At 35.7% G+C, this 26322-nt stretch carries 23 protein-coding genes; 18 read left to right on the top strand and 5 right to left on the bottom strand.

The window, feature by feature from the left end; translation table 11 throughout:
* Positions 1-64 precede the first annotated feature (64 nt).
* Positions 65-745, top strand: coding sequence for a YjjG family noncanonical pyrimidine nucleotidase (locus tag MHH98_RS13450; protein WP_076065854.1), 681 nt, complete (start codon positions 65-67; stop codon positions 743-745).
* A gap of 167 nt (positions 746-912) precedes the next feature.
* Here MHH98_RS13450 and MHH98_RS13445 read toward each other — a convergent pair whose 3' ends face one another.
* Positions 913-2517, bottom strand: a complete 1605-nt coding sequence (locus MHH98_RS13445; protein WP_038189310.1) for an ABC-F family ATP-binding cassette domain-containing protein — start codon at positions 2515-2517, stop codon at positions 913-915.
* A gap of 288 nt (positions 2518-2805) precedes the next feature.
* Between MHH98_RS13445 and MHH98_RS13440 the strand changes: the two genes are divergently transcribed.
* From MHH98_RS13440 to MHH98_RS13405, 8 genes are all read left to right on the top strand, one after another.
* A complete protein-coding gene (locus tag MHH98_RS13440; protein ID WP_081730137.1) occupies positions 2806-3900 on the top strand; it encodes a zinc-binding dehydrogenase in 1095 nt (364 codons plus the stop codon).
* Between the two features lie 2 nt (positions 3901-3902).
* Entirely contained in the window at positions 3903-4688 is a 786-nt protein-coding gene (locus MHH98_RS13435) for an enoyl-CoA hydratase/isomerase family protein (RefSeq protein WP_051448821.1), read from the top strand.
* Between the two features lie 12 nt (positions 4689-4700).
* Positions 4701-5870, top strand: a complete 1170-nt coding sequence (locus MHH98_RS13430) for an acyl-CoA dehydrogenase family protein (protein ID WP_051448820.1) — start codon at positions 4701-4703, stop codon at positions 5868-5870.
* A 47-nt stretch (positions 5871-5917) separates the two neighbouring features.
* Positions 5918-7099 (top strand): CaiB/BaiF CoA transferase family protein, encoded by a 1182-nt coding sequence (locus tag MHH98_RS13425; protein WP_340713082.1) that lies wholly within the window; start codon positions 5918-5920, stop codon positions 7097-7099.
* 58 nt (positions 7100-7157) lie between these two features.
* Positions 7158-7991, top strand: a complete 834-nt coding sequence (ahlS, locus tag MHH98_RS13420) for an AhlS family quorum-quenching N-acyl homoserine lactonase (protein WP_340713081.1) — start codon at positions 7158-7160, stop codon at positions 7989-7991.
* 67 nt (positions 7992-8058) lie between these two features.
* Positions 8059-9495: an aldehyde dehydrogenase family protein gene (locus MHH98_RS13415; RefSeq protein ID WP_340713080.1), complete on the top strand. Its 1437-nt coding sequence runs from the start codon at positions 8059-8061 to the stop codon at positions 9493-9495.
* Between the two features lie 14 nt (positions 9496-9509).
* Positions 9510-10637: a zinc-dependent alcohol dehydrogenase family protein gene (locus MHH98_RS13410; protein ID WP_038189301.1), complete on the top strand. Its 1128-nt coding sequence runs from the start codon at positions 9510-9512 to the stop codon at positions 10635-10637.
* 11 nt (positions 10638-10648) lie between these two features.
* Entirely contained in the window at positions 10649-12010 is a 1362-nt protein-coding gene (locus MHH98_RS13405) for an MmgE/PrpD family protein (protein ID WP_340713079.1), read from the top strand.
* Positions 12011-12058: 48 nt separating this feature from the next.
* Here the strand turns inward: MHH98_RS13405 and MHH98_RS13400 are convergent, their stop codons facing one another.
* Both MHH98_RS13400 and MHH98_RS13395 read right to left on the bottom strand, forming a co-directional pair.
* Entirely contained in the window at positions 12059-13786 is a 1728-nt protein-coding gene (locus MHH98_RS13400; RefSeq protein WP_038189295.1) for a glycine betaine ABC transporter substrate-binding protein, read from the bottom strand.
* A gap of 3 nt (positions 13787-13789) precedes the next feature.
* Positions 13790-14995, bottom strand: a complete 1206-nt coding sequence (locus MHH98_RS13395; RefSeq protein ID WP_076035120.1) for a quaternary amine ABC transporter ATP-binding protein — start codon at positions 14993-14995, stop codon at positions 13790-13792.
* 955 nt (positions 14996-15950) lie between these two features.
* On the opposite strand from MHH98_RS13395, the gene MHH98_RS13390 reads away from it, so the two are divergent.
* The 3 genes from MHH98_RS13390 (at position 15951) to MHH98_RS13380 (ending at position 17677) form a co-directional block, all read left to right on the top strand.
* Positions 15951-16697 (top strand): SDR family NAD(P)-dependent oxidoreductase, encoded by a 747-nt coding sequence (locus MHH98_RS13390; protein WP_340713078.1) that lies wholly within the window; start codon positions 15951-15953, stop codon positions 16695-16697.
* Between the two features lie 144 nt (positions 16698-16841).
* Positions 16842-17432 (top strand): TetR/AcrR family transcriptional regulator, encoded by a 591-nt coding sequence (locus MHH98_RS13385; RefSeq protein WP_038189278.1) that lies wholly within the window; start codon positions 16842-16844, stop codon positions 17430-17432.
* A 38-nt stretch (positions 17433-17470) separates the two neighbouring features.
* Positions 17471-17677 carry a hypothetical protein gene (locus MHH98_RS13380; protein ID WP_038189275.1) on the top strand — a complete coding sequence of 69 codons (207 nt, stop codon included), beginning with the start codon at positions 17471-17473 and terminating at the stop codon, positions 17675-17677.
* A gap of 331 nt (positions 17678-18008) precedes the next feature.
* On the opposite strand, the gene MHH98_RS13375 is transcribed toward MHH98_RS13380, so the two are convergent.
* A complete protein-coding gene (locus tag MHH98_RS13375) occupies positions 18009-18614 on the bottom strand; it encodes a DJ-1/PfpI family protein (protein WP_038189272.1) in 606 nt (201 codons plus the stop codon).
* A 109-nt stretch (positions 18615-18723) separates the two neighbouring features.
* Between MHH98_RS13375 and MHH98_RS13370 the strand changes: the two genes are divergently transcribed.
* Together MHH98_RS13370 and MHH98_RS13365 are read left to right on the top strand one after the other, a co-directional pair.
* Entirely contained in the window at positions 18724-19653 is a 930-nt protein-coding gene (locus MHH98_RS13370; protein ID WP_340713077.1) for a helix-turn-helix transcriptional regulator, read from the top strand.
* 152 nt (positions 19654-19805) lie between these two features.
* Positions 19806-20264 (top strand): GNAT family N-acetyltransferase, encoded by a 459-nt coding sequence (locus MHH98_RS13365; protein WP_340711334.1) that lies wholly within the window; start codon positions 19806-19808, stop codon positions 20262-20264.
* Between the two features lie 211 nt (positions 20265-20475).
* Here MHH98_RS13365 and MHH98_RS13360 read toward each other — a convergent pair whose 3' ends face one another.
* Positions 20476-20829 carry a YxeA family protein gene (locus tag MHH98_RS13360; protein ID WP_076035121.1) on the bottom strand — a complete coding sequence of 118 codons (354 nt, stop codon included), beginning with the start codon at positions 20827-20829 and terminating at the stop codon, positions 20476-20478.
* A 254-nt stretch (positions 20830-21083) separates the two neighbouring features.
* On the opposite strand from MHH98_RS13360, the gene MHH98_RS13355 reads away from it, so the two are divergent.
* The 4 genes from MHH98_RS13355 (at position 21084) to MHH98_RS13340 (ending at position 26207) form a co-directional block, all read left to right on the top strand.
* Positions 21084-21554 carry a DinB family protein gene (locus tag MHH98_RS13355; RefSeq protein WP_038189247.1) on the top strand — a complete coding sequence of 157 codons (471 nt, stop codon included), beginning with the start codon at positions 21084-21086 and terminating at the stop codon, positions 21552-21554.
* A 301-nt stretch (positions 21555-21855) separates the two neighbouring features.
* Positions 21856-22824: a DUF2268 domain-containing putative Zn-dependent protease gene (locus MHH98_RS13350; protein WP_051448825.1), complete on the top strand. Its 969-nt coding sequence runs from the start codon at positions 21856-21858 to the stop codon at positions 22822-22824.
* 650 nt (positions 22825-23474) lie between these two features.
* On the top strand, positions 23475-24407 hold the full coding sequence (locus MHH98_RS13345; protein WP_340713076.1) for an alcohol dehydrogenase catalytic domain-containing protein: 933 nt from the start codon (positions 23475-23477) through the stop codon (positions 24405-24407).
* 423 nt (positions 24408-24830) lie between these two features.
* Positions 24831-26207: an Ig-like domain-containing protein gene (locus MHH98_RS13340; protein WP_340713075.1), complete on the top strand. Its 1377-nt coding sequence runs from the start codon at positions 24831-24833 to the stop codon at positions 26205-26207.
* Positions 26208-26322 lie beyond the last annotated feature (115 nt).

The following is a 26322-nucleotide window of genomic DNA, read 5'->3' as shown; positions in this document are numbered from 1 at the left end:
TTTATGAATGTAAATTGAGTGAAGCGGCCTAGTTAGGTCGGTATTGTTTAATGGAGGTAGCTATATGAAGTACGAAACTATTTTGTTCGATGTTGATGATACTCTATTCGACTTTAGTAAGTCGGAAAAAAATGCCTTACATAAAACTTTTGTGGAGTTCGGATTACCTACGGGATTGGCGGATTATGAAGCAAACTACAAAGAGATTAGCATGATGTTATGGAGAGATTTGGAACAAGGACTTATCACTTTACCAAAACTGGGAGTTGAAAGATTTAAGCAGTTGTTCTATACAAATGAGCTTGAAATTAATGCTGATAAGTTCAGTTGTGTGTATCTTGGATATTTGGGCAAGGAAATACATCCTATACAGGGAGCCGTAGAAGTATGTGACAAGCTTTCTGGGTGTCGGCTGTCTATTATCACAAATGGCTTTAAAGATGTGCAGATATCAAGAATAGGGGGCTCTCCTCTCAGTAACGCTTTTGAGCATATCTTTATTTCTGAAGAAGTTGGATTCCAGAAACCTGAAAAAGGTATTTTCGATTATGCATTTTCCAAGCTACAGATTACAGATAAAGAAAAAGTGTTGATCGTGGGTGATTCTTTAACCTCTGATATTCAAGGTGGGATAAATTACGGGATTGATACGTGCTGGTTTAATCCGCATTATAAAGAAAATAAAATAGGAATTAAGCCGACGTATGAAATACATGAGCTGACGGATCTTTTAGAAATTGTATAGGAGTAGAGAAGTTTAAACGAATCATCAATTTATTTGTTTTGTAATATATTTCAGCATATAAATGGAGATTAAATTCTAAGCGTTGACATGAAAAACCCCGCACTTTCCAATTAAATTGGGAATTGCGGGGTTTTGTTCGGTTTAAATCCTTAAAAGTGATTAAAGGATTATTTCAAACCTTCTTTTTCTTTCCACTCTAAATATTCATCATAAGTTAATTGCTTATCTAAAATTGAACCGTCTTCACGGATTTCGATTACGCGGTTAGCAATTGTTTGAATGAACTGATGGTCATGAGATGTGAAGATCATAGCGCCTTTGAAGCGGATTAAACCTTCATTTAGTGCTTGGATTGACTCAAGGTCAAGATGGTTAGTAGGCTCATCAAGTAAAATAACATTTGCAGAAGCAAGCATCATTTTAGAAAGCATACAACGAACTTTTTCTCCCCCTGATAATACAGAAGGAGATTTTTTCACTTCTTCACCTGAGAATAGCATACGACCTAAGAATCCACGTAAGAAGCTTTCAGTTTCGTCTTCTGGTGAATATTGGCGTAACCATTCTACTAATGATTTCTCATTGCCTCCGAAGTATTTATCATGATCATTTTCAAAGTAGCTTTGAGATGTAGTAACACCCCATTTATATGTTCCTGCATCTGCTTCTTTTTGTTCCATTAAGATATCAAGAAGAGCAGTTTTTGCTTGCGGGCTACCTAATAAAATGATTTTGTCTTCTTTGTTCATAGAGAAGCGAATGTCTTTAAATAGAGTTTCGCCATCATGACTTGCTGTTAGACCATCAACAGTTAACACGTCATTACCAATTTCACGACCAGTTTGGAAGTTGATGAATGGATATTTACGGCTAGATGGTTTAATGTCATCAAGCTCGATTTTATCCAACATTTTTTTACGAGAAGTTGCTTGGCTAGATTTAGATGCGTTCGCAGAGAAACGAGCAACGAATGCTTGTAGCTCTTTAATCTTCTCTTCTTTCTTCTTGTTTTGGTCAGACATCATTTTTTGTGCTAATTGGCTAGACTCATACCAGAAGTCATAGTTACCAACATATAATTGGATTTTAGAGAAATCAAGGTCAGCAATATGTGTACATACTTTGTTTAAGAAGTGACGGTCATGGGATACAACAATAACCGTATTTTCAAAGTTGATTAAAAATTCTTCTAACCATTGGATTGCTTTTAAGTCAAGGTGGTTGGTAGGCTCATCCAGTAATAGAACGTCAGGCTTACCAAAAAGAGCTTGTGCTAATAACACTTTAACTTTGTCTGAACCTTCTAGGTCAGCCATAAGCATATAGTGAAGTTCGTCACCAATCCCTAAACCATTTAATAATGTTGCCGCTTCAGATTCAGCTTCCCAACCGTTTAGGTCAGCAAACTCACCTTCTAATTCAGCAGCACGCATGCCATCTTCATCAGAAAATTCTTCTTTTGCGTAGATTGCGTCTTTTTCAGCTTTTACTTCCCAAAGACGTTTGTTCCCCATAACAACTGTATCTAAAACGTTAAATTCATCGTATTCGAAGTGATTTTGCTTTAATACAGAAAGACGTTCGTCTTTACCCATTGATACGTGGCCATCTTGTGCCTCAATATCACCAGATAGAATTTTTAAGAATGTGGATTTACCCGCACCGTTTGCTCCGATTAGTCCGTAACAGTTACCCGGTGTGAATTTAATATTTACGTCGTCAAATAATTTACGGTCGCCATAGCGAAGACCTACATTACTTACTTGAATCATGTAAGTTCCTCCTTTTTTTCACAATGCTTCAAGTATATCATGGAACGCTATGCAAGGCAGTAAATAAAACTCTAAAAGTGTATAAATTTACGTATAATATATGCTTTTAAGCCAAAACCACTGCATTTTGCAGCTTATTGAGAAAAAAATAGTAAGAATGGTCATTCTAAGTGCATCTTTTGTAAAAATATTGATATAGAAAAAATTAAACTTTAGATTATACTCATTTTTTGAATCTCATAGAAATAGAATTAATAAGATGTAAATCAAAGAAAAGGTGGGATTCCTATGAAAGGGAAAGTCGCGGTGATGACAGAGCCTGAGCAACTTATCTTTGAAGAATATGATTTACCAACAGCTGGACAAGGTAGCGTGTTAGTGAAAGTGATTCGAACGAATGTATGTGGTTCTGAACTACACATTTGGAGAGGACAACATCCGACAAAAAAATCAGGTGTAATGGGACATGAGATGGTGGGAGAAATTGTGGAACTTGGTGAAAATGTCACAACGGATTTTGCTGGAAATCCAGTGAAAGTTGGAGACAGGATTGCAGCTGCTTACTTTTTAACTTGCCGCAAGTGTACCCATTGTCAGCAAGGTTTGTTTAACTTGTGCGAAAATGCATACGAATTTTGGAGTAAGGATGCTCATGAATATCCTCATTTCCATGGTTCGTTTGCAACGCATTATTATATTCATCCAAATCAATATTTTTATAAAGTACCAGGAAATGTCTCAGATGCATCTGCAGCCAGTGCCAATTGTGCATTGTCTCAAGTATATTATGGGGTTGAAAAAGCGGGTATTAAGTATGGCGATACAGTCGTCATACAAGGAGCTGGAGGACTTGGATTGAATGCATCCGCTGTTGCGAAATCATTAGGTGCGACAGTAATTGTGATCGATGCAGTTGAAAGTCGCCTTGCACTTGCGAAGAGGTTTGGGGCCGATTATACAATTTCTTTTGCAGAATATCCTTCAGTAGCAGATCGCGTAGCTCGCCTATTAGCTTTAACGAATAATAGAGGCGCTGATATTGCGATGGAGTTAACGGGTGTACCTGCTGCATTAAATGAGGGTATCCATTTATTAAAAGCAGGAGGCAAGTACATTAGTATTGGTAATATCTCACCAGGAAAGTTGACTGAGTTTGACCCAGGGCTAATGACGCGAAAAAATATTCAGATTTTAGGAGTTATTCGATACAATCCATGGTATTTGCAAAAAGCACTCACGTTTTTAAGTGACAAAAGCGATGTATACCCATTTGATGACATGCTAGCTTGTGATTATACGTTAGCAGATATTGCAAAAGCACTTGATACTTCCGCAACTCGTGAAATAACACGAGCTTCAATTTTAGTCAATGAAGGAGTGTAATTATGAATCCCATTCTAACTGAAATATTAGGAGATAACGGACAGATTTTAAACATAACTTTAAATCGACCGAAAATGCTCAATGCTTTTAATACAAAAATGGCTGAGTATATGTTGTCACTTTTAAAAGTTGTATCAACTGATTCGTCCATTAGGGTTGTACTTTTAACTTCTTCAAATAATGACGCATTTTGCTCTGGAGCAGATTTGAAGGAACGTCAAGGGCTTTCTGATGAGGCTTGGAAAGCGCAGCATGAGTTATTTGAGCAAATGTTTTATGCGCTTGAGGATCTACCACAGCCAACAATTGCCGTAGTGAATGGCTATGCTTTGGCGGGTGGTTTTGAATTAGCGCTCAATTGCGATTTACTCGTTGCAGCAAAAACATCGAAATTTGGCTTACCGGAAGTAACGCGTGGCATAATGCCTGGATGTGGTGGTTCTCGTCTTTTACCTAAACGAGTGCCATTACATAAAGCGAAACAATGGTTGTTTACCGGTGAAATCTTTGGAGTAGAAGAAGCAAGTGATGCTGGTCTACTTAATGCGGTCGTTCCACCGGCGGAGTTGTTCCAAACAGCACTAAGACTTGCAAATAAAATTGCAAAAAATGCTCCTTTGGGTGTGCAAGGTTGTAAGAAGAGTGCAAATACGATAGGAGCGTTATCAAATAGTGAAGCGCGAAAACGAGAAATAGAGATTTATAATCTAGCGGTTAATTCAAATGATCGTCTTGAAGGTGTGCTTGCATTTAATGAGAAAAGGGCGCCGATTTTCACAGGGAAGTGAGGGAGAATTGCGTTGTTATTAGCAGAAGAAAAAGTGGCGTTTTTAGAAGAACTCCGTCAAAGTGTACGTGCTGTTTGTAAAGCATTTCCCGATACGTACTGGCGAAAAATTGATGAGCAGCAAGCATATCCAACGGAATTTGTGAAAGCGCTAACTGATGCAGGCTTTTTAGCAGCACTCATTCCTGAAGAATACGGGGGGGCGGGCCTTGGCATTACAGAAGCGTCCGTTATTTTAGAAGAAATCAATCGTTCTGGTGGAAACTCTGGGGCGTGTCATGCCCAAATGTATACGATGGGAACCATTTTACGTCATGGTTCGGATGATCAAAAACGTATGTATTTGCCAAAAATTGCTGATGGTAGGTTACGCCTACAAGCTTTTGGGGTGACAGAACCAAATACAGGTACGGATACGACAAGTCTAAAAACATCAGCCGTGCGACAAGGTGATCACTATATAGTGAATGGTCAGAAGGTGTTTATATCTCGTACGGAACATTCAGATTTAATGATTTTACTCGTGCGTACAACCTCTGTTGAACAAGTAACGAAAAAGAGTGAAGGCTTGTCCGTGCTATTAGTTGATTTACGAGAGGCAGTTGGAAATGGCATTGAAATTCGGCCGATTAAGACGATGATGAATCATTCAACGACTGAGTTGTTTATCGAAAATTTAAAAGTACCTGTAGAAAACCTAATTGGAGAAGAAGGAAAGGGTTTTCGGTACATTTTAGACGGTATGAATGCAGAACGTATTTTAATTGCCTCTGAATGTATTGGTGATGGTCGTTGGTTTATTGAACGTGCGACAAATTATGCGAATGAACGTGTCATTTTTAATCGCCCTATCAGTCAAAATCAAGGCATTCAGTTCCCGATTGCAAGAGCATATATCAATATTGAAGCGGCGAATCTCATGCGTTTTAAAGCAGCTCAATTATTTGATGAAGGAAAATCATGCGGGGCAGAGGCGAATATGTCTAAGCTTCTTGCAGCGGATGCGTCTTGGGAAGCGGCAAATGTCACATTACAAACACACGGTGGTTATGGCTTCGCGACGGAGTATGATATTGAACGGAAATTTAAAGAAACACGATTATATCAGGTAGCACCTATTTCGACAAACCTTATTTTATCGTATGTAGGGGAGCATGTTTTGAAAATGCCTAAATCTTACTAAGTGATGTTTTGAAATAGGAGAGTAAGACTGGAAGGGTGGTGAAGTGAATGTTGCCATTACAAGGAATGAGAGTCATTGATGTCACGACGAACATTTCAGGTCCCAGTTTGACGATGATTTTAGCTGATCTTGGTGCGGAAGTTATTAAGATTGAACGTCCGGGTATTGGTGACGAAGCACGTAAAATGGCCCCACTTGTAAAAGAGGATGGAACATTTTTCTTAAATATTAATCGCAATAAAAAGTCAGTTGTATTAAATCTACAATTACAAGAAGCAAGAGAAGTGATGTATGAGCTAATACGTGATGCGGATATTTTTGTTGAAAATTATCGATTAGGTAAAGCTGATAAGTTAGGCCTAGGCTATGATACTTTGAAATCTTTAAATGAACGTTTAATTTATTGTTCATTAACAGCATATGGTCAAATGGGGCCTTCCAAATATAAACCCGGTTACGATGCTATATTACAGGCTGAAACAGGTTTAATGAGCATGACAGGAAGCGATCAATTAGCACGTGTACCTGTTTCGATTTTAGATCAAGGCAGTGCTGTGTGGGGTGCACTTGGTATTTTATCAGCTCTCTTACAGCGTAAAGAAAATGGACAAGGGCAAAAAGTTGAAACTTCACTTTATGAAACAGGAGTCTACTGGGTCGCTTATCATTTACTCTCAACAATGTTAACAGGGGAAAATCCAGAAAAATTAGGCTCTAATCACGCTTCATTCGCTCCGTATGGCGCTTTTCAAACTGCAGATATACCAATTATGATAGGCATTTCTAATGATCGATTATTCGACAAGCTCTGTGTAGTGTTAGAGAAGCAGCAATGGCTTATAGATGAGCGTTTTTCTTCAAACGTAGTGCGTGTTCAAAATCGTACACTACTCAATGAAAAACTAACGGAAGCGCTGCAATCAAAAAAAGCAGCAGATTGGCTCGCCGATTTAGAGCGTCAAGGTGTACCTAGTGCCATGATTCAGCAAATGACTGATGTAGCAAAGCACCCACAAACACTTAGTAACCATATGCTTATAAATGCCGAGAACCCAAGCAATGGAAACATCCACTTAACCCGCTTACCGATTACATTATCATCAGTGGATTTGCAAGTCAGAAATACGCCCCCAGCTCTAGGTGAGCATACAGTTGAAGTGCTGAGGGCTTTAGGGAAAAGTGATGTAGAAATTGAGCGTTTAATGAACAGGCAAGAATTGCAAAATTAACGACAGATTTTTGTTATGGAAAGAAGTTTTAAATAATTGATCAATTGGAGGAATGACTATGTGTAAATCGAAAGTGTATGTATTAGATACAGGTTCGATGAAGATGGATAAAAACTATATGATTGCTATGCATAACCCAGCAAGTGTTGATAATCCTTCCCCCCCAGCAGAGTTTGTAGAATTCCCAGTTTATGCAGTTTTGATTGATCATCCTGATGGGAAAATTTTATTTGATACAGGTTGTAATCCTGATGGTATGGGAGAAGAAGGACGCTGGCCACAAGGTGTACAAAAGCTGTTCCCTGTTTTCCAAAGTGAGGAATGCTACTTAATCAATCGTTTAGAACAACTGAAGGTGCGTCCAGAAGACATAAAATATGTTGTCGCATCTCATCTGCATTTAGACCATGCCGGTTGCTTAGAGTTATTTACGAATGCCGAAATTATTGTCCATGATTCAGAGTTATCTAATGTTATGAAAACATTTGCGATGACACGTGATATGGGTGCTTATATATGGGGTGATGTAGAAGCATGGATAAAAAATCAGCTACGCTGGCGCACAATTCAGCCACATGAAAAAGAAGTGGAGTTAGTGAAAGGAATTAAAATCTTAAACTTTGGTCCAGGACATGCTTACGGTATGCTGGGCTTGCATATTGAGTTGCCAGGTACAGGTAATCTTTTACTTGCTTCAGATGCGTTATATACAGCAGAAAGCTTAGGCCCTCCTGTTAAGCCACCAGGTATCATATATGATTCTGTTGGCTATAGTAGCACAGCTGAACGTATTCGAAAACTTGCAGAACAAAATAATTCAACCATTTGGTTTGGTCATGATTCGAATCAGTTTAACTCATTTATTAAATCAACCGAAGGCTATTACGAGTAAACCAATAACAACCCTAAGGCCACTACTGTCTTAGGGTATTTTTATAAAGTACAGAGGAGGATGAAAAATGATTGAATCTTGTTCTTATATTAGAGGTGTAGAAATTAAAGGTGATTTACGTGAAGAAATTGAAGTGCGTAATCCTTTTAATAATGAGCTAATCGGAATAGTCAGTTGTGCTACGACTAGCGATGTGGAACTTGCAGTTGAAGTAGCTCATGAAATTTACCAACAAAAAATGAAATCAATGCCTGCATATGAACGTAGTATGATTTTACGACGAGCTGCGGATCTACTCGAAATACAAGCACCAGATTTTGCAAATACGTTAGCACAAGAAGCAGGCAAGCCGATTGTAGAAGCAAGAGGTGAAGTGGCTCGGGCTATTCAAGTATTACGCTTTGCTTCTGAAGGGGCAAAAAATTTAAACGGGGAACAAATTGTCTTAGATAATGCACTTGGTGGTGAAGGGCAAATAGGTATAGCTAAACGGGTACCAATTGGAGTTGTTGCAGCAATTACACCGTTCAATTTCCCTTTAAATATGTCACTTCATAAAGTTGCACCTGCCATTGCAGCGGGAAATACAATCGTGTTAAAACCAGCAGAGAAAACACCATTGTCTGCTATAAAGTTATATAAATTGTTTGAACAAGCTGGTTTACCAAAGGGCGCTTTTAATTTATTGAATGGTCCAGGAGAGCAATTAGTTGAAACATTAGTGACACATCCACTAGTAAAAAAGGTGACTTTCACAGGAAGTAGTACCGTTGGATGGAAAATACAAGAGATGGCGAAAGGGAAAAAAATCACTTTAGAGCTAGGCTCCAATGCACCTAATATTGTATTTGAAGATGCAGATATCGATCATGCAGTCAATGCGATTACAATGGGAGGCTTCACATTTGCAGGGCAGGCATGTGTCTCAGCACAACGTATTTTTGTACATCAGACAGTGTATAAGGAGTTTATAAAAAAGATTGTTGAAAAAGTGTCTCAGTTGAGAATGGGAGATCCACTTGATGAATCAACAGAACTTGGACCGATGATTACAGAAGAGGCAGCAAAACGTGCAGAAGAATGGGTAGATGAAGCAGTTGCTCAAGGGGCAGTTGTGCTGACTGGTGGAAAGCGCCACGGGACAATGATGCAAGCAACCATTTTAGATCATGTTCGATTTGATATGAAAGTGGTTTGTGCCGAAGTATTTGCACCTATAATTTCTATCATGCCATTTACTAGAGAAGAAGATGTCATAAAATGGGCGAATGATACAGAGTTTGGCTTACAGGCAGGTATCTTTACGAATAATATTAATCGTGCACTTCGTGTAGCAGAACAATTGGAAACCGGAGGCGTGTGGATAAATGAAGTTTCTGTCAAACGCTATGATCATATTCCATATGGCGGTGTGAAGAAGAGTGGAGTTGGCAAGGAAGGTATTCAATATTCGATTGAAGGTATGACAGAGTTGAAATTTATCGGTATCAATATCTTACCGTAAAGGGGACGTTGCAAATGAAAGTAAAATCAGCTATTTTACGTGCATCTGGTGTTCAAAAGCCATATGCAAAAAGTCGACCAATTCATATTGAAACAGTAGAGCTTGATTCACCAGAAGTAGGAGAAGTGCTTGTTCAAATTAAAGCAGCAAGTCTTTGTCACTCGGACTTATCCGTTATTGATGGTAGTCGCCCACGACCTCTTCCAATGGCGCTAGGACATGAAGCGGCAGGTATTGTTGTTGAAGTAGGCGAAGGTGTAACAGCATTCTCACCTGGCGATAAAGTTGTTTGTGTTTTTGTACCAAGTTGTGGACACTGCATTCCATGTTCTGAAGGTCGGCCAGCACTTTGTGAACCAGGCGCTGTTTCAAATGGAGCAGGAACATTAATTAGTGGAGGCATTCGCATTCATACTGAAACAGAAGATGTCAATCACCATGTGGGTGTCTCTGCTTTTTCTGAATACGCAGTAGTATCAGAGAATTCTTTGGTGAAGATTGATGAAGATTTGCCGTTTGAAAAACTCGCATTGTTTGGTTGTGCGGTTATTACTGGTGTAGGAGCGGTCGTGAATACGGCAAATGTGAAGCTTGGTAGTACGGTAGCTGTTATTGGCCTTGGGGGTATTGGCTTAAGCGCATTACTTGGTGCAATTGCGGCAGGTGCTAGCGAAGTGATTGCAATTGATATTAATGATAAAAAATTAGTGCAAGCAAAAGAACTGGGAGCTACGGCTGTCTTTAATTCAAGGGACGATGATGTCGTTCAACAAGTCAAAAAGTATACGAACGGCGGCGTCGATTATGCATTTGAAACAGCAGGGGTAGTAGCAGCTTTGGATGTTGCATACGCTGTAACAAAGCGCGGCGGTGTAACGACAACAACGGGTTTACCACATCCAGAACATCAATTTTCTTTTCCTTACGTGACATTAACAGCAGAAGAAAAGACGTTAAAGGGATCATATGTAGGTAGTTGTGTGCCAAAGCGTGATATTTCACATTATATTGAGCTGATGAAGCAAGGGCGTTTGCCTGTAGATGAGTTAATGTCGAACATTATTACCCTCGAAGATATTAACGAAGGCTTTGATTTACTAGCAACTGGGGATTCATCACGCATTATTATTAAAATGGATTAGGGGGTAGTTGTGTGGAGTTTAGCATTCAGATCGCAAACTACATTGTAGGTTTAACATATGAGCAGTTACCGAAGGAAGTCGTTACATTTACAAAACGTTGTATCCTAGATTATTACGCATCTGCACTTAAAGGACGAGATGGGTTACCAATACAAATGATTGATGAACTCATTCGTGAAATGGGTGGTGCACTGCAAGCAACAACAGTTACTAATGTTAAAAATTCAGTGTTGAATGTAGCATTATTAAATGGTGCGGCAAGTCATTTTGTTGAACTTGATGATATCCATAAGGTATCTATAGTACATGCTGCAACAGTTGTGATGCCAGCCGCAATTGCAGTTGCAGAGTGGAAAAGGCTTTCTGGGAAAGATCTCATCACAGCGATTGTCGCAGGGTATGAAGTGGCGTATAGAATTGGGGAAACAGTGTCACCATCACATTATTATTACTTCCATAATACAGCTACATGTGGAACTTTTGGTGCTACAGCTGCAGTAGCGAAATTACTGAAGTTAAATGAAAATCAAATTGTCGACGCGTTAGGTAGTGCTGGTACACAAGCGGCTGGTCTTTGGGAATTTATCGAAGATGGCGCAATGTCCAAGCAACTTCATCCGGGGAAAGCGGCTATGCACGGTGTTTTAAGTTGTTTACTAGCACAAAAAGGATTTACGGGCGCGAAGAAAATTTTAGAAGGAAGTCGAGGCTTTTTTGAAGCCATGAGTGAACAGCATGATGTGTCCAAGATGACAGAAGGTTTTGGCGATAGCTTTAAAATTATTGAAAACTCATTTAAAATACATGCTTCTTGCCGTCATACACATCATGTTATGGATTTACTAGTTGAATATCATAAAGGACATAATGTGAATTTAAAAGAGATAAAGAAAATCGTAATCTCAACTTATAAAGTAGCATTGGATATAACGGATAATCCATCACCTGATACGATTTATGCTGCAAAATTTAGTATTCAGTTTTGTGCGGCCCTTGCACTAATAACTGGTAGCGGAGGTTATCATGCATTTACAGAACAAATATTGCATGATCCAACAATTCACGCAATAGTAGAAAAAATTGAAGTTCAAGTAGACAAAAAAGTAGATGCAGCCTATCCGGAAGAATGGGGTACAAATCTATCGATACATTTTAATGATGGTTCGATTTATAAAGCAAAAACGAGATATCCAGTTGGAGATCCAGAAAATCCAGTGTCTACTGATGCGTTAGTTGAGAAATTTATGACACTTGCAAACGACTTACCTTTTGAACAAAGAGTGCAAATCGTAAAAACAATTCTCAACCTAGAACAATTTACCGTAAAAGAACTAGTAACTACGGTGCATAGGAAGATTGAAGCCGTAACTTAAATAAACAAAAACCCAAAATAGTGGATACTATTTTGGGTTCGTTTTCTTCTATTTTAAATCTTCAATGGAATCAATATCTACATATTTAGGAACAACGATACCATTTTTTGTTCCTTTTAAGTTTGGTCCTAAATCAACCAAATCTTTTTTGTATGATTCATAATAATCTTTGTGAGTACTTGGTAACCATGCTGCGACCATTGCATCGACACTTCCGTTTGCAACACCTGCAAACATCGGACCAACCTCAACTTGACTCATTTTTACTTTATAGCCGTTTTGCTCAAGTACTTTCGCAATGACGTTTGTACTAGCAATTTCAGTGTCCCAAGCAACATAAACGAGTTTGATCTCTTCACCATTACCCGCTTGTGCTCCTTTCGTCCATTTAGCTACTTTATCATTATTTGCTTTAATCCATTTGTCAGCGGCTTCTTTTGGATCCATACCACCTGATACATCTACCATTACTTTCTCCATATCACTTGTGTCCCAAGAGAATTGATCGAGTATTGTATAGGCACCAGGAGCATCTTCTTTTAATCCTTTTCGTACGATTGTATTAATTTCTTCTGCGCCACCAAATGTCCCATTAGGATCATCGAGATATTTCAAATCAAAGGAAGCGAACATCCAATGTGGAGACCAACCTGTAATAATAATTGGTTCTTTTTTTGAATATGCTTTCTTCAATTCAGCAACCATTGCTGCAGAAGAACCTTCAACAAGCGTCCAATTATCTAATTTATAATCTTTCATCGCAGTTTTTGCTTGTGCCATTAGTCCAGCACCGGGTTCAATACCGATAATTTTATAATCCGTCGATTCACCAATAGCAGAACCAGTCCCTTTTATAGTGTCCTCTTTTGTAAATGTGTTAAATAATGCAGCTACTACAATGAGGATACCTGTGATAATAAGGACAATTTTACGACTTACAAGTTTTTCATACGCTGGTTTACGGATGTTTTGAGTAATGCGGTCTAAAATGATGGCAATGAATACGATAGAAAGACCGGCTTCAAAACCTTGTCCAACATTAATCTGGCTCACGGCACGGTAAACGTCTGCACCAAGTCCAGGCGCACCAACTAATGAAGCAGTTACAACCATTGAAAGGGCAAGCATAATACTTTGGTTAATACCTGCTAATATGGTTGGTGTTGCTAAAGGTAATTGAACTTTAAATAATTTTTGACTGGATGTTGATCCGAATGCATCTGATGCTTCAATCAAATCTTTTGGCACTTCTTGAATACCAAGATTAGTCATTCGAATAGCAGGTGCAATCGCGAAAATAAACGATGCAACAATACCTGGTACTACACCAATTCCGAAAAATAGTATTGAAGGAATCAGATAAACAAATGCAGGCATTGTCTGCATAAAGTCTAAAATAGGTGTAACGATATTTTGTACTGTTTTATTTTGTGCACACCATATACCGATAGGAATACCGAGTAATATGATAAAGAATCCTGATACTAATACAATAGCTAAAGTTTGAATCGTTGAATCCCAATAACCTAAGTTATCAACTAATAGCAAACTCACTACTGTAAATATGCCTAATGGCCATTTACTCGTATAGCCGACTAGTAAGGCTAACACAATAATTAAAACAATTGGGGGACCTACACTTAATACATCAACAATTATATTTAACAGTCCATCGATTAAATTTGTAAAAAATGAAAACAGTGCAGCAAACGTGACTGTGATCCAATCTACTAAAGAATCTACCCATTCACCTAATGGAATTTTTGTTATATTCATCGTTTACTCACTCTCCAAATCGTTCAAGGAATCTTTGTTACCAGCTAATGCACCTATGACAGCTCCGCGAATAACAATTCCTTTGATTCTGTGTTTATCATCTACGACTGATATTGGAAGAGCGGACGTTGCCATAACATCCATTAAGTCGACGAGTAGTGCATCCTCAGGTACTGTTGGTACTTCGGTTGTCATGACTTCTGATATTGATAAGTTTTGATCAATCGCTTGGCGTGCTTGTTCGGCAGAAATAGCGCCAAGTAATTTTTGCTTACGATCCACCACGAATATACTTGAATAACCTTCTTTACGCATGATCTCTAGCGCAACACGTGGACCTCTATCGGCACCAATTTTCTCTGGTCGTTTCATAATATGTGAAGCTGTTAAGACTTTAGATAAATCGACATCTTCAACAAATTTTTCAACAAATTCATTTGCTGGATTCATCATGATTTGTTCCGGTGTACCAAGTTGGATGATGCTACCATCTTTCATTAGAGCGATTCGATCGCCAATTCTTAGTGCTTCGTCTAAATCATGTGTAATAAAGATAATCGTTTTTTTGAAATTCTCCTGAATCTCGAGTAGTTCATCTTGCATGTCTTTACGGATTAATGGATCTAGTGCACTAAATGCCTCATCCATTAGCAAGATATCGGTGTCACTAGCAAGTGCGCGAGCAAGACCTACCCTTTGTTGCATACCACCACTTAGTTGTGAAGGTAATTGATGTTCATACCCTTTAAGTCCAACGATTTCTAAAGCTTGCATAGCCTTCTCACGTCGATCTTTTATAGGCTTGTTTTGGATCTCAAGTCCAAATTCAGTGTTTTCTAAAATTGTTTTGTGGGGGAAAAGAGCAAAGTTTTGAAATACCATACTAATTTTCTGTTGTCTTACTTCTCTCAGACGGGAAGCACTCATTTTTACGATATCTTCATTATCAATTAAAATCTCACCAATGGTTGGGGCAATCAGACGATTAAACATTCGAATTAACGTAGATTTACCGCTACCAGACAAGCCCATAATTACGAAGATCTCTCCAGGGTAAATACTAAAGTTTACTTTATTTACACCTAAAGTTTGTCCAGTCTCTTTCAAAATTTCTTTTTTAGAACGACCTAATTCTAAAAGCTCCAGTGCTGCTTTGGGAGACTTACCAAAAATCTTTGATACGTTTCTTACTTCTACAAAAGGATCCATTTAAACACCTCGTTCTTAATATTCTTTTTGAAAACAGAAGCAGTCATGAAATAACGATTATTAAATTTAATTATCTCGAAAAATAAATAAGAAGTTATTGGTTTATCATGTGCGAAGATGACTAAAACAATCCTTCTTACTTGAATTTCCAATTGTTTAATAAAGTAAATGGAAATTAGTCATTATATTTATGCTTGCTTTACTCATATTTTTACCAATTTTTGATATGTGTTGATGATGAGGGTAAAGAAAAAAGGGGAAAAACAACATCAAATAAGGGATTTTTTTATGGGCAAAATAGAGTGTTTACTTTATTACTATATCGTTTACTAAACTTCATTTCAAATGATAGCCGTACTTAGAACTATTGATTTCAATAACTTTTTCGCAGTACTGAAACATTTGAAATGTATTGTAAACGTTGGTGTGTATATGTTTTTTTCTTTTTTATCGGTAGATGTAATAGATAGAATAATAGATGAAATATATTTGTAAAATGTGAGATTAGACCTATTTAAATTTCCGGAGAAAAACACTAGTTTGCGATGGTGTATAAATGGATGTTTTCATTTTTGAAAGATGGATAAATAGCTAAAAATTAGTAAGTAATAATTTGAAAATTTTTACTTATATGTAATTTCATTTTTTGTCGAAATGGAAAATGAAAATCGATGATTTTAGATCTCTTATTAGTAATAGAATTATAGTTATCAGTATTAATGCGGCAAGTACCTATATATGGTAGGATTCTTTCCATTAACAGCAAAGGATATAAATATATAATGTATTATTAAACCATTTTTATAAGCCTTTTGTTTTTAATAATAGTTATTATGACATTTTAAAATACCCTTATTTGCTATTTCAGAAAATTCGTGTTATAAAGAAATCGGAAACTATTTTGCGTAGTGTAAAATAGATTGTTCGAATTACATATTTATAGGAGGTTTTTTATATGGGACGCTTAAGCGGTAAAGTGGCAATTATTACAGGTGCAGCATCGGGTATGGGTGCCAAAGAATGTGAGTTATTCGCTAAAGAAGGAGCATCTGTAGTTGCTACGGATATTCAAGAAGAACTTTTAAATGAAGTAGTTGAGGCAATTAATGCAGCTGGTGGTCAGGCAATTGCATTTAAACATGATGTAACATCTGAGATACAATGGAAAGAAGTTGTCGCTTTAACTGTTGAAAAATTCGGTAAAGTAGATATTCTTGTTAATAATGCAGGTGTGTCTTGCACGAGTGTAATTGCTGATATCGAGATGTCTGAATGGAATAGAGTAATGGATATTAACTTGAATAGCTGTGTTCTTGGTATGAAATATGCTGTTCCTGAGATGCAGAAAAACGGCAGTGGTTCAGTTGTTAATATTTCTTCTATTGGTGGACTTGTGGGTATGGCTGGTACAAGCCCTTACACAGCTTCTAAGGGAGCTTTGCGTGTATTATCAAAAGCTGCAGCAATTGAATACGGTAAAGATAGAGTTCGTGTAAACTCAGTACACCCAGGAATTATCGTAACACCAATGACAGAGCCATATATGGAACCTGCTATGCCTTATTATGAAGCACATACTCAACTTCCTTATATGGGTAATCCAGAAGATGTTGCGTACGGTGTATTATTCTTAGCGAGTGATGAAGCACGTTTTGTTACTGGTTCTGAACTTGTTATCGACGGTGGTTGGACTGCACTGTAGTCTTGAATTTCAAAGAAAAGGGCTGATTAACCAATGTCAGCTCTTTTTTTATGATTAAATTTGTTGAATTCAAGTTATTTCGCTTTTTCATAGCATTTTTGTATAATGTTGGAATACATACATTGATCGGAGGCATCGCGACTAATGAAAGAAGGACTGGATCCAAGAGAAATAAGAAGCTTAGAAAGTATTAAAAATGCATTCTTTAATATGCTCATTTCTTCAGAAACTATTTCTATTAAAACTCTCTGTGAAAGTGCTAATATTACACGTCCTACATTTTATAAACATTATTCTTCTATTAATGAACTAATGGATAAATTTTCTGAAGAGATGTTAAGTGATTTAACATCTCATATTGCAGTTCAACAAAAAATGGCGATTCGGGACTTAAGTTCAACCAACTTGCCTGAAAATATGGTGTCCTTATTTAAACACATTAAGGATAATCATTCTTTCTATGAAATGTTCTTATTGCAAAATCGTAAGACAAAATTTGCGAAAGAATTTAAGCGGATTATTCGATCTTTTGTAGAAGAAGGTATAGGAGCGGCACAGGAATCAGGTATGGCAGTAATAGTACCTAAAGATATACTGATTCAGTATGCTACGGGTGCTTTTTTAGAAGTAATCATCTCGTGGTTGGAAGAGCTAGATAAATACACGCCAGAAGAGCTCACAGAAATTCTTTTGAAAATCTCAATTTCTGGACCTTATTTAGAAGATTTTAATTAGTTTACTTTAGGTCGAATTCATTTAAAAGGAGTGATTATATGTGGCCATTCAATAAAAAACGTAAAGAAAATAAAAGTATTAGCCTAAAGAAAGAAGCTGATTATTCACGAGCTGGTAGCAATAATGATGAAACAAATACAGGTTTTTTTGCTTCTGTATTTGGTGATACATCTAATTCATGTGGAAGTTCTTCATCTAGTTCGGACTCTTCTGATTCAGGATCTTCTTGTGGTGGTGGGGACTAATAAATAGTTAATAAACATATAGTTTTAAAAAAATTGATGATTAGTAAAAAAGTTCGATAAAAATCACCTCTTTAGTATTTCTTTGAGGTGATTTTTTGTTGGATATTTATATTGAAATCTATGAAAAGGTAGTGAAGAAATGTACTTAAACGAACAGGGCAGGTTAGTTGAAGAAGTAAGAATAGATTATACATGAAAATTCACAATTCACCAATTCAAAAGAGCATTAAATTATGAATAATTTTCTTTTAAAAAGGTACTTGCGAGTATATCTTGTAAAGTTAAAATGCACATAAATTCCTATCTTAAGGATTATGTGCATTATGAATGTTTAAGAATTCACCTTTTTTGCCTCGTAATACCCTAATTTGTGAAAATTATAAAGCTGATTTATATGTTCCTTAGGATATGCTTCTAATAATTCAAGAATTTCTTTTGCAAATTCTAATGAAGCTGTTCCATTTGCGGTCACAATTTTCCCATCAGAAACTGCTTGCTCTAGTACATAATTTTTTTCATTTTGGTAGTTATCTTTTGCATAAGTTTTCAAATCATTAAGATCATTGCTGGTATGCTTTATTTCATTTAACCATCCATTGGCGCCCATAAAAACTGTTGCATCACATATTGCCCCGACAGGAATATCCATAGTAAGTGCCTTTTCCATTATTGGAATGACGTTATTGTTGAGCGACTTTCGCCAGGAGTTCCCCCCAATCAGTATTAAACCATAAAAGACTTCAGGTATACTTCTAAAAGTATAATTTGGAAGAACACTTAATCCACCGATTGACTTTATAACACCCTCGCTTACACTAACTATTTTAGTAATGTACTTGTCTGTAGTATTTAAAAAAGCTGCTATATAAGACAATTCCCAATCAGCAAATTCGTCCAATACTACAATTAAAATCTCTTTTTTCTCAGTTTGGTTCATTCATAAGCCCTCCTAATTAGTTTACAAAAATTCTATTAATTCGATGCTGTTCTCAGTATATAATGTATTAGTGACAAATGATGACACAATTAGTAAATGGGGGAAAGTATTGAGTAAGGCAATTAGATTAAATGAATTAAGGTTGTATATTAATCGAGTCAAAAAGTTTAAAGTAGATGATTTAGCAAATGAATTTAATGTTTCAAGAAGAACGATTCTTAGGGATTTAGAAGAACTAAGTATTTTAGGGGTTCCATTAATTTCAGAGGTAGGACCTAATGGAGGATATCAAGTTTTGGAAGAAAAAAAACTACTTGCTGTCTCTTTTACAAAAGAAGAAACTTTCTCGATCTTTTTTGCTCTTTTATCTTTAAAACATTTTATTAGCCTACCTTTTGAATCAGAATACAATTCAATCATAAAAAAATTCTACCTGAACTTAAATGGAAAGATGAAAGGTGAAATTGATTTAATCAAAAATAAGATTGATTTCAAAATAGATAATCAGAATAAAGAAAATTCCCTATTAAAAGAGCTATTTATGGCGGCTATCGAAAATGAAACGCTTTGGATTTCTTACTTGGGGGTTAAAAGAGATATACAACCAATTGGATTATTTTCTCAATATGGAAGATGGTATTGCCCTTCGTATTGCTACCTTAGGAAGGAATTTAGACTTTTTCGTTGCGATCGAATATCAGAGATCGGATTAAGTGTCAGAAATGACAAGATGAATCTAAAGGAAACCAACTTACATGATATTATTAATCTTTTATCAATCAAAAAAGAGTATGAGCTTTTTGTGGAATTAACGCCAGAAGGAGTAGAAAAATATAAATCTAATGTTTCGCCATATCATCGAATATCAATAGACAGTAAAGGTCATGGAGTCATAAAGGGCTCAATAAGTGAAACAGAAATGGACTTTTTGGCTGATTATTTTATACAAATGGGGAAGAATGCAAAAGTAGTTCACCCCATAGAGTTAAGAGCTGAAATAAAAAAGAAAATTTTAGAATTGAGTGTTTTATACCAGTGATTTAGTATAGGAAACAATAATAAAATCATTCTACTATACTCCTATATGTTGAATTAATTGTACTAAAGAATTCGTTTTTGAATTATAAGGTACTATAGTCAATGACCAAAAGGCTGCTAAAGGTTAAGGAGTATTTTCAATAGGGGGACAATATGCAGTATTTAAAGAATATGAATGGAAATGAGTTTAACGAATATATTTTAGATAAAGAAAAGCGATTCGCAGAAACTTTAGCTGAACATACGTTTGAAGTTACAGAACCAGCTGCAGTACGAGCAAAGAAACAGCTGCAAGGGTATTTGCCAAATGGATTTCTTACAGATCAACATGAATTTTATAATATTGTGAATGAAAATGAGCGATATGGTTACGTTTGGCTAAAGATAGATGAAACCAAAAAAAGTGCATTTTTATATGAGATTTATATATTTGATGAATGCCGTTCAAAAGGCATAGGTACAAAGGTTATGGAAGAAATTGAAGAATATTTATCATTGAAAGAAATATTGTATTTTAAATTACACGTCTTTGGAACAAATCGTAAGGCAATTAAGTTATACGAAACAATAGGTTTCCAAATAGCTGGTATTAATATGTATAAAACTCTTTAATTTCTTGGGGGGAGTTTTGAGGAGACATCTGGAGTAATTTTTGATATTTTAATGCTGCTTTCTAAAAAGTTTGTTGTTATTCAACTAACGGGACAGCTTAGTTGAATAAATTTCATTGAAACACAGTAAGTCTCTTCGCTTTTCGCACATAGTACGTCCCTATAAAAAATAATGCAAAATACTTTACACTAAGACCAATTTCCTTTAAGTCTTATTTGAGCTTATCTCGGACAACGGAGGGAATATCATTCAACTTCACTTCTTCCCAAGCTTTCACATAAGTTCTCTTTGTATCAACTTTTAAGTATGCCCCCTCACGTAATTGTTTACCGGCAGTGAAAGTAATCTTTATTTTTTTGCCATCTTCATTAATTCCGTCTAGGGCATACTCGTATGTTTTTTGATCAATCTTTTTTCCAGTTTGATCAATCTTTACAAAAACATCCTTTTGATGAATAAAAGGGTTTAACATGTCTGCAAGCTCGTTCTTAACCAAAAGAGACATAAGCAATATTATTATAACTGCAACAACCAGGGTTCCAATTGCTATCTTTAATGCTTTCATCGTAGAATTCCTCCTTATTTACTTCTTTCGTACATTTTACAAGAAATAAAAAGTAGTAGCCTTCGATTAGGGTTACAAATTAAACAAAGAAGTGACGATATTGTCACTTTCTACGTAAGTACGATCCAGTATCTATTAGCAGTTTAATAGTAGAAAGAGTAAAAAAAGAGGGAAATAACCATATCAAAGAGAATGATTAACAATAAATAAAGTCATTTAAATTCTGATAAATCTTAAGAAGGAGTGTGGAAGGTATGTTTCACCCAAAAGATGTTTTGTCTGATCAGTTGTTAGCTAATGCAAACGATCCAAGTTGGTATGTACCATTTTCAGAATCTGTTAAAAATTTGACAGATGAAGAAGCTTTTTGGAAGGTGAGTGAAGAAAGTAATAGTATTGCCGAAATTGTACAGCATTTGCTTTATTGGAATGAAACGTGGCAAACAAGGTATAAAGAAGCTAGTATTATTGCAGTTCCGGCAGTAGGGAGTAATGACAGTACGTTCACCATTTCAAAAAATAAAACATTCAATGAACTTCAAAAACAACTTTTAGAAGTTCTTTTACATTGGCAAGAAATATTAACTGAAGAACAACTAGAAAGCGATGTTCAAGGGTACTTTGATGCTAATTGGTGGCAAGTATTGGGGAATGTAACGACACATAATGCATATCATATCGGTCAAATTGTTTATATTCGGAAGATACAAAAGAGCTGGAATTAGAGCAAAAAGAAAAAGTGAGATATTTTATAGTTATTGAACTAACGGCGGTATTAGTGGCATAAGGAGATTTAAAATAATCACTCTTTTTATATAATCGAATCATCATTTATAGTTGAAGAATCCTTTCTGATCAATCATTTTTCAAAATGGATTCTTTTTTTGACTAAAAATGAGGATCATACGAAATTTCTAATCAAATTTTATTTCAAATCCATAAACACCAACTAAAATATGGTAAAATTTATTTATAGAATAGTCGAAATTTTCATAAATTTGTTTTACGGAAGGGTCGGTTTTATTGGTGAAATATCTAAAAATAGTTGCGGTATTAGTACTAATAATGACATTTCTAACGCTTGCTTCCTGTACACAATCAGAAAAATCTAAAAGCGAACTCGCCGATTCTAATGAAAAACAAGATATTGATAGTATAGTTTTATCATTCGAACACCCTCAAACAAATCAAAAGTATAAAATCGTCAATGCCTATGAACTTTATCAAAACTATAAAGATAAGGTTGAAAGTAACCCAAAACATTCACAATTGGAAATTTATAATGAAGAGGTAATTAAACAAGTATATAGTGATTGTTTTGAGAATGGTGAATATCTTCATATGGCTGATCCAGTTCTAAATGTAGCTCCTGATCGTTTAACAGAAAATCAAAAATTAAGCGAAAAAATTGACAGGGAAGAAACAGAAAATATTATAAAAGAAGCTCTTTTAAAATCTTCTGATCTTATCACATCTGAAAATGAAACAACTGTATGTGTTTTTCCTTCCACAAATGTAAATGCATCTATGATAACCGTAGGGGCAGGTAAAATAATAGTCCTATACGATAAATATTTTAATGATGCTGTTTTAAGGGCTGGAGTAGCTCACGAATATCATCATAGTGTTTGGACTGAGAAGTACCTACGTAAAGAAGTACCTTTTTCTGTATTGGATACTCTAATATTTGAAGGAAAAGCGGTTAAGTTTGAAAAATCAGTTTATCCTGAAATTGTTTTATCTCCAGTTGATTTAACTTACAACAAAGTTTATTGGTCAAAAGTTGCATTAGATCTCGAAAAGTATGACTTGAATCGGGCACTTGAAATTATTCTTGGAGGAAATGGCCTTCCGTTATATTATGGTTACAGTGAAGGATATAAAATGGTTAAATCATATCTTGATTTGAACCCTAATGTAACACCAGAAGAATGGACTGCCCTAAGTTCTAAAGAAATTTTTGAAAAAGGGAATTATCTTGAAAACTATAAATAACAAATTATCCATTACACCAACATTGTTTATAGATGGAAAATTTATTATGGTTGTTAGTTGTGTTGTTTTAGTTTCCATAATTGTTGATTTGAAATTAAGTTACGATGTTTAGAAAAATGTTTCGATGCTTACCTTAGTTCATTTCTCTAAGGCTTGTTTTTTCTGTAGTTTTCAAATGCTCATGCCCAAGAGAACGCATAATATCGTAATTAACGAAATAACCATCTTTATTAAAACAACCTAAACCTTTATATAACAAGGGATATGGTTGTTTTTTATTTCCTCCTAAAGTTATGGAAAGAAGGATTAACGCAAAAACGACTGAAAATCGAGCAAATAAGAAGGAATAAATGAAGATAAAGCGGTTTACGCTCGAGTTGAACCTGAATATAGTGTAGATTTGTAAAAAAGCTTGATTTTATATTGGGAATTTTTGTTACTATCAATATTGAGATTGTGAAAGAATGTACTTAAACTAACGGGGCAGTTTAGTTGAAGAAGAGGAATAGATAAAAGGCTATTTCGTAAGGTTTGTTGCTTTCTAAATAAAATAAGTTTTTTTACATTTTTATGGTATTTTATTTACAGGAGCTTATTCAACTATAGGGGCAGATTAGTTCAATAAGAATTTCTTGAAAGAAGGTAAAATAATGAAACAAGAACAAAATTCACTGGTGTTGTATGGAAAAAGAAAGCTGAAATGGATACAAAATAATTTATCCCCTCTTGAAAAAGATGAAATCCTAATAAAAACTATTGCGGGTGCAATTAGTATTGGGGCAGAACTGCCACAATATATGGAAAGTGATTTTACTGATAAATCTCCTATTTATCCGAAAGAGACTGGGTATGAAAGCTATGGTGAAATTATTAAGATAGGTGATAATGTTAAATCATTAAATCTTGGAGACAGGGTAGTAGCATTTTATGGGCACAAGGATTTTGGAGTAATTAAAGAATATAAAGCTATTCCAGTTCCTAAAGACATTCACTATTCTTACGCATTACTCACTATTTTATCCTGTGACTCGTCAAAGGGTGTCCTGAAACTCAAACCTAAAGAGTCAGATAGAGTAATAGTAAGTGGGATGGGGACAATAGGACTTTTAACTCTATATTTCTTAAAACAAAAAGTAAAAGTTCAACATGTGGATGTAATAGAACCGAATACCTCAAGAGGGAAATTGGCTAATCTGCTGGGGGCAGACTCTGTTATTAATTATGGATCTGCATGCCCAATAAATCATTATGATTATGGATTAGAGTGTTCAGGACATAATGATGCATTTAATATATTACAGAAATCACTAACGAAAGAAGGCAGTATATGTATTCTTTCAGATGGGAATAAAGAGAGGTTTGAATTACAACCTGAATTTTATGAGAAAGAACTAAAAATTGTTGGTTCAAGTGACGGTTGGGATTATAAGAAGCATTCCGAATGGTTTATTAATGAAGTACGAAATGATACTAAATTAAATAAAATATTCGAGAAAAAAATAAAAAAAGAGGAACTGATTAGCTGTTTTGAGGACATAGCTGAAGGAAAAATCAATCCTTTAAAGGTCTTAGTAGAATACTAAATTGCATTATGGCATTTTGCCGCTACTTCACGGCGAATCGTAACATAAGTAGGTGACATTCTTTAGTAAGAAGTGTTTTTCTTGTTCAACTAACGGGTGCTTTAGTAGAAAATCTATGAGCTGTTCAGACAACTCTTTTTTCTTCTTGGCTCTGTTAAATTTCAATGTTGTTTTTTTAAAATAATTAGGGGAACCTGATTTGTTGAGGTTCCCCATTCTTCTTGCCTTGATATAAGAATAATTAATAATTTACCTTTAGAGGGCGAAAAAATGAAATGATTTTTAAAAGGAATGGGAATAAGTAAAAACAAATCATGAAGTGTTGAAGTGAATTTTTTGCAGGTGTATGCTTTTATGGGATAATAGTATAATTATGTAATGGTTTACTTTGGAAGAGTAGACAAAGAGGAGGAATTATCAATCGTGCGTATTTTACAGTCAGTTTTTTTTGTTTTTTTGTTATCAGTGGTCTTTAGTCAGGTAACTTTTGCAGAAGAAAACAATATATCGTCAGGTCTCCCTGTCCAAGGGAAGATAAGTTCAAGTAATGATAAAGATATCTATCGATTCACAATGGATAAGGACGGGGAGGCACGTATTATCTTAGATAATACAACGAGTGGATTTTACGCATATCTGTATGACAGCAACGGGAAAGAAGTAACTAGTACCTATACTAGTACGGCTGGATTAAATATTGGTTTTCTTGAATACCTAAAAAAAGGAACTTATTCTGTAGAACTTCAACCTTATCACTGGAGTGCAAATGGAGACACCAGTGGTAGTTATAGACTCAAAGCGACATATGCGGCGTCCACTGTTAAAAGAGATGCTAAAACTTTTGAGCCGAATGATACACTTGAAACATCTATGCCGATTAAATCAGGGAAAATGTATACATCCGACATCTCTTCAACAGATAGGGATGTCTATCAATTTACAACAAAAAAGGACGGGGAGGCATATATTACCTTCGATAATTTGACAGAAGCTTTCTACGTAACTCTGTTTGATAGCAACAGGAAAGAAGTAACTAGTGCCTATACGAGTAGTGCTGGAGGAGAAATAAGTTTACTTACAGACATTCAAAAAGGAACCTATTATATAGTGGTTAACGATTATTGCGAGGAGTGTCAAACTACGAGCGCTAGTTATAGATTAAAAGCGACGTTTGCTTCTACCTTCACAAGAGATGCTAAAACTTTTGAGACGAATGATACGTTTGAAACATCTATGCCGATTATTTCAAATAAATACTATAACTCAAGTAGTTTTTCATCACTTGATAGAGATGTTTATAAATTCACAACAAAAAAGGACGGAGAAGCACGTATTACCTTGGATAATACCAAGGCTGGATTTTCCGCATATCTGTATGATAGCAATGGAACTGAAGTAGCTCGTACCTACACCGCAAGGGCGGGAAAAAAAATAACTTTTTCTCCACGGGTCAAAAAAGGAACTTATTATATAGTGATTAATCCTTATGGCTGGGGTGGGAGTGGAATTACAAGCGCTACTTATAGACTAAAGGCAACTTACAAGAATAGAGCAACGGCTCCTTCTGTTCCAACTATAAATAAACTAACAAGTAAATCGGTAAAAGTAACAGGAAAAGGTACAAAGGGAACGACAATCTATGTTTATAACAGCGTTAAGAAGATTGGACGAGGATCTGTTAGTAGTAAAGGGAATTATTCGGTGAAAATCAAAGCGCAAAAGAAAGGCACGGTAGTGCGGGTATATGCGAAGGATAAATACGGAAACAAGAGTAAAAGTAGAACAATCAGAGTAAAATAGCTTTTATTTAAATAAATATGTGTCTTAAAAGATTTGTTATGCAGAGGGAATACTTTTAATAGTATTCCTTCTTTTTCATTCTCTTTTTACTCGTTTATGAAAAGTAGAGGAGAAG

This window comes from Viridibacillus sp. FSL H8-0110, assembly GCF_038003565.1.
In the GTDB taxonomy this organism is placed as follows: domain Bacteria; phylum Bacillota; class Bacilli; order Bacillales_A; family Planococcaceae; genus Viridibacillus; species Viridibacillus arenosi.
This window is presented reverse-complemented; position numbering and strand designations above follow the sequence as displayed.